This is a genomic window from Delftia sp. ZNC0008 (assembly GCF_000799035.1).
Classification (GTDB): domain Bacteria; phylum Pseudomonadota; class Gammaproteobacteria; order Burkholderiales; family Burkholderiaceae_C; genus Comamonas; species Comamonas tsuruhatensis.
Map to the genome: position 1 here is coordinate 1 of NZ_JTKZ01000276.1, position 5,173 is coordinate 5,173.

The 5,173-nt window shown below is 66.1% G+C and carries 4 protein-coding genes; all 4 read right to left on the reverse strand.

Translation table 11 applies throughout. The features are described from left to right. Positions 1 to 333 precede the first annotated feature (333 nt). Entirely contained in the window at positions 334 to 1,293 is a 960-nt protein-coding gene (locus L995_RS09025) for an NAD(P)H-dependent flavin oxidoreductase (protein ID WP_012204314.1), read from the reverse strand. A gap of 60 nt (positions 1,294 to 1,353) precedes the next feature. Continuing rightward, positions 1,354 to 3,144 (reverse strand): acyl-CoA dehydrogenase, encoded by a 1,791-nt coding sequence (locus tag L995_RS09030; RefSeq protein ID WP_026062604.1) that lies wholly within the window; start codon positions 3,142 to 3,144, stop codon positions 1,354 to 1,356. A 97-nt stretch (positions 3,145 to 3,241) separates the two neighbouring features. Beyond that, positions 3,242 to 4,384, reverse strand: a complete 1,143-nt coding sequence (locus L995_RS09035) for an ABC transporter substrate-binding protein (protein WP_016450177.1) — start codon at positions 4,382 to 4,384, stop codon at positions 3,242 to 3,244. A 155-nt stretch (positions 4,385 to 4,539) separates the two neighbouring features. Continuing rightward, positions 4,540 to 5,173 (reverse strand): electron transfer flavoprotein subunit alpha/FixB family protein (locus L995_RS09040; RefSeq protein ID WP_231574391.1); only part of this gene is annotated, 634 nt, incomplete at its 5' end.

Consider the following 5,173-nt stretch of genomic DNA (forward strand, 5'->3'; position numbering starts at 1 on the left):
CCGCGTAGCGAGGCCAGCACCAGGCGCCCCGTACCCGCCATCGGACGACGCGCCAGCTGGTGGAACTCAGGCAATGACGGGGTACAAGGTTTGTTCATTTATTCTGTAATTTCAGTATTTACTGAAATTACGCAAAGAATTCTAAACAAACTTGCTCCAGGCAAGTCGCTCGTAGGGGGAAGCCGAGTGAAGCAGTCAAGCGTGCGCAAGGGGTTTTGCGCAAACAACTTCGAGGACCGGACCCGCACAGCGTGGGTAATACCCAAAGAAAACGGCGCCCGAAGGCGCCGTCTGGCAGAGTAGGAGAAGAGCCCGTCCTGGGCTCTTCTGACCTTACGGGGTGGACAGCAGGCGGTCGCGCGCCTGGTTGTATTCACGCTTGAGACGCTCCACCAGCTCGCCCGCACCCGTGACTTCGCGAATGGCACCAATGCCCTGGCCGCAGCCCCAGATGTCCTTCCAGGCCTTCTTGGCGTCGCCGCCGAAGTTCATCTTGCTGGGGTCCGACTCGGGCAGGTTGTCGGGGTCCAGGCCAGCCGCGCGGATGGACGGCGCCAAGTAGTTGCCGTGCACGCCCGTGAACAGGTTGCTGTAGACGATGTCGTCGGACGTGCCGTCCACGATGGCCTGCTTGTAGGCGTCGTGCGCACGCGCCTCATGCGTGGCAATGAAGGCCGAGCCGATATAGGCGAAGTCCGCTCCCATGGCCTGGGCCGCCAGGATGGCACCGCCCGAGGCGATGGAGCCCGACAGCGCCACGGGGCCGTCGAACCATTCGCGGATCTCCTGGATCAGCGCGAACGGGCTCTTGACACCCGCATGGCCTCCCGCGCCCGCCGCCACAGCAATCAGGCCGTCGGCCCCCTTTTCGATGGCCTTGTGCGCGAACTTGTTGTTGATGATGTCGTGCAGCACCACGCCGCCCCAGCTGTGCACGGCCTGGTTCACGTCCTCGCGCGCACCCAGGCTGGTGATGACGATGGGCACCTTGTACTTGGCGCACATCTGCATGTCGTGCTCGAGCCGGTCATTGCTCTTGTGCACGATCTGGTTGATGGCGAACGGCGCCGAGGGCCGGTCCGGATGAGCCTTGTCCCAGGCGGCCAGGGTCTCGGTGATCTCGGCCAGCCAGTCTTCGAGCTGCTCGGCCGGGCGCGCGTTGAGCGCGGGCATGGAACCCACGATGCCGGCCTGGCACTGGGCGATCACGAGCTTGGGGTTGCTGATGATGAACAGCGGCGAGCCGATCACTGGCAGGGCCAGTTTCTTCAGCGCCGGGGGAAGCTTGGACATGCGTTGTCTCCGTTGGTTCTCGGTATCTCTGTCTGCGTTGTGCCTTGCGGGAGCGCCGGGTCAGAAGGCGTCCATGGGCAGTGCCATCACGCTGCCTGCGCCGTGCACGATGGCATCGCGCAGGCCCGCCGCCTTGACGAGGATGTGCTCGGCATAAAAGCGCGCCGTCGCAATCTTCGCGCGCATGAAGGCCTCGTCCTGTCCCTTGTGCAACAGCTGCTCGGCCGCCAGCAGGGCGCGGCCCATCTGCCAGCCTGCGACGAGGTTGCCCGCCAGCATCAGGTAGGGAACGCTGCCGGCGTACACGGCATTGGGCTCGGCCTTGGCCTGGCCCGAGACGAAGTGCACCGCCTCCACGAAGGCCTGGCGCGCAGCGGCCAGCTGGCGGGCCACGGCCAGTGCCTCGGGCGTGCCGCTGGCGGCCAGCTCGGCCTCGGTCTTCTCGATCTGGCCCGCAATGGCCAGCGCGGTCTGGCCGCCATCGCGCGCCGTCTTGCGGCCCACCAGGTCATTGGCCTGGATGGCGGTCGTGCCTTCGTAGATGGTCAGGATCTTGGCGTCGCGGTAGTACTGGGCGGCGCCCGTCTCCTCGATGAAGCCCATGCCGCCGTGCACCTGCACGCCCAGGCTGGTGACTTCCAGGCTCATCTCGGTGCTGTAGCCCTTGACCAGGGGCACCATGAATTCATAGAAGGCCGCATTGGCCTCGCGCACCTGGGCATCGGCATGGTGGTGGGATGCGTCGTAGGCCGCAGCGGCCGTGGCCGCCATGGCGCGGCAGCCCTCGGTGTAGGCGCGCATGGTCATGAGCATGCGGCGCACATCGGGGTGGTGGATGATGGTGGCGCTGGCCTTGACGCTGCCGTCCACGGGGCGGCTTTGCACGCGCTCGCGGGCATAGGCCACGGCATGCTGGTAGGAGCGCTCGGCCACGGCAATGCCCTGCACGCCCACGGCGTAGCGGGCCGCGTTCATCATGATGAACATGTATTCGAGGCCGCGGTTTTCCTCGCCCACCAGGTAACCGATGGCGCCCCCGTTGTCGCCGTACTGCAGCACGGCCGTGGGCGAGGCCTTGATGCCCATCTTGTGCTCGATGCTCACGCAGTGCACATCGTTGCGCGCGCCCAGCGAGCCATCCTTGTTGACCAGGAACTTGGGCACCACGAACAGGCTGATGCCCTTGACGCCCTCGGGCGCCCCGGCCACGCGGGCCAGCACCAGATGGACGATGTTCTCGGCCATGTCGTGCTCGCCATAGGTGATGAAGATCTTGGTGCCGAAGACCTTGTAGCTGCCATCGGGCTGCGGATCGGCCTTGGTGCGCACCAGGGCCAGGTCGGAGCCGGCCTGGGGCTCGGTCAGGTTCATGGTGCCGGTCCACTCGCCGGTCACCAGCTTCTCGAGATAGGTGGCCTTGAGCTCATCGCTGCCCGCCGTCAGCAGGGCCTCGATGGCGCCGTCGGTCAGCAGCGGGCACAGCGCAAAGCTCAGGTTGGCGCTGTTGAGCATTTCCACGCAGGCCGCGCCAATCGTCTTGGGCAGGCCCTGGCCGCCAAAATCCTGCGGATGCTGCAGGCCCTGCCAGCCGCCTTCGGCGTACTGGCGAAAGGCCTGCTTGAAGCCCGCCGTGGTGGTGACCACGCCGTCCTTGAGGCTGGAAGGCGCCACGTCGCCCGGCAGGTTCAGCGGCGCCACCACGCCTTCGCACAGCTTGGCGCATTCCTCCAGCACGGCCTGGGCGGTCTCGAGGCCAGCCTCCTCGAAACCGGGCAACTGCGCCACTTGGTCGATCTGGGCCAGATGCTCCATGGCGAACAGCATGTCTTTGAGGGGAGCCGAGTAAGTCATTGTTGAACCTTCCTGAACAGAGCCTGGACCGCCGGCGCGCAGCGCGCGGCGACCTGGGACAGCGGGCGCGCCGCCACGGCACTACTGCATTGCTGCGTTATTGCGTGACGCGGCCCGATGCGTTGACGATGGACAAATCCACGAATTTCGAGCCCGCCTGCGAGCCCGGACGATAGGTAACCCAGTAGCCGCCCAGATCGAAGGCGTCCAGGCCGCGCAGCGAAGCGGCCAGCTTCTCGCGCGTCAGCGGCTGGGTGCGGCGCATGGCCTCCACGATGACGCGGGCGTTCACATAGCCTTCCATCATGGCGTAGCTGACCGGCACGGTCAGCGACTTGCCGGCAGCGGTGGCCGCGTCCCTGAACTCCTTGTTCAGGCGCATGGTCACCTTGTAGGGACTGGGCACGACCTGGGCAATGGACAGGCCGCTCATGAACTCCACGGGCAGGCGCTTGGCCAGCTGCTCGATATCGGCTTCCGATGTCGCGTAGATCTGGGCCGTGCCGCCCGCCATGCGGTACGCCTCGACGAAGGCCGAGGTCACGGGGCTGGAGGCCACCACCATCACGGCCTGCGCCGAAGGCTGGGCCTTTTGCAACTGGGACACGGCCTTGTCCATGGCGCCCTTGCCCGTGCTCAGCGAGGCGCTGACCACCAGCTTGGCCTTGGAAGGCGCAATTGCCTTGTCCACGAGTTCCGCCACGGCCTTGGCATCCGGGCGTTCGTCATGCAGCAGGGCCAGGCGCGTGATGCCCACGGTGGCCAGGTGCGAGGCGATCTTGGCCATTTCCTCGGGCAGGTTGGCGCGCGTGCTGAAGATCTGGGGATGGCTCAGCACCCGCGTGTCCGTGCTCTGGTAACCCACCAGGGAGATCTGGGACTGGTCGAGCAGCTTGCTGTCCAGCAGCGAAGCCATGTTGCGGTTGCCGAAGTAGCCGGCCAGCACCACGGGCTTGGACTCGTCCAGCAGCTTGCGGGTCTTGTCCACGGTTTCATCGGGGTGGCCCACATCGTCCACCGTGACCAGTTGCACGGGCTGGCCCTGCACGCCGCCGGCCTTGTTGATCTGGTCGAAGTAAAGTCGCATGCCCTGGGCATAGGCCCGGCCCTGCGTCGCGCCGGCTCCCGACATGGGTGCCACCTGCCCCACCACCCAGGCATTGGCCTCCGCGGCCAGCGCCATGGCGCCACAGACAAAGGCCACGGCCGTGCGGGCCAGGCGCAAGCGCATCATCTTCATTTCAATCTCCCTCTCGGTTCATGCCATTGCCAGCACCCGCTGGCGGCCAAAGCCGTTGTTGTAGTCGTTGCCGCGAACCATGACCAGCGGGCCATCCCGGCATCCGTGACGGAAAAAGAGGGGCCTTGTGCCCCTCATTTTTCAGCTTTGGTCGCTTACAGCGCCTGCACCAGCTCGGGCACGGCCTGGAACAGGTCGGCTTCCAGGCCGTAGTCGGCCACCGAGAAGATCGGTGCCTCGGGGTCCTTGTTGATCGCCACGATCACCTTGGAGTCCTTCATGCCGGCCAAGTGCTGGATGGCGCCCGAGATGCCCAGGGCGATGTACAGCTGCGGCGCCACGATCTTGCCGGTCTGGCCGACCTGCAGGTCGTTGGGCGCATAGCCTGCGTCCACCGCAGCGCGCGAAGCACCGATGGCCGCGCCCAGCTTGTCGGCCAGGGGCGTGATGACTTCCTGGAACTTCTCGCTGCTGCCCAGCGCGCGTCCGCCGGAGACGATGATCTTGGCGGCCGTCAGCTCAGGGCGGTCGCTCTTGGTCACTTCACGGCCCACGAAGCTGCTCTTGCCGCTGTCGCCAGCGGCGGCCAGCTGCTCCACCTGGGCGCTGCCGCCCGTGGTGGCCGCTGCGTCAAAGCCCGTGCCACGCACGGTGATGACCTTGATCTTGTCGCTGCTTTGCACCGTGGCAATGGCGTTGCCCGCGTAGATGGGGCGCTCGAAGGTGTCGGCGCTGTCCACCTTGGTGATGTCGCTGATCTGGGCCACGTCCAGCTTGGCGGCCACGCGC

Excerpts from the sequence above, each read along its gene's own strand:
- L995_RS09030 (WP_026062604.1), bottom strand. The coding sequence starts at position 3,144 with ATGACTTACTCGGCTCCCCTCAAAGACATGCTGTTCGCCATGGAGCAT.
- L995_RS09025 (WP_012204314.1), bottom strand. The coding sequence starts at position 1,293 with ATGTCCAAGCTTCCCCCGGCGCTGAAGAAACTGGCCCTGCCAGTGATC.
- L995_RS09035 (WP_016450177.1), bottom strand. The coding sequence starts at position 4,384 with ATGAAGATGATGCGCTTGCGCCTGGCCCGCACGGCCGTGGCCTTTGTC.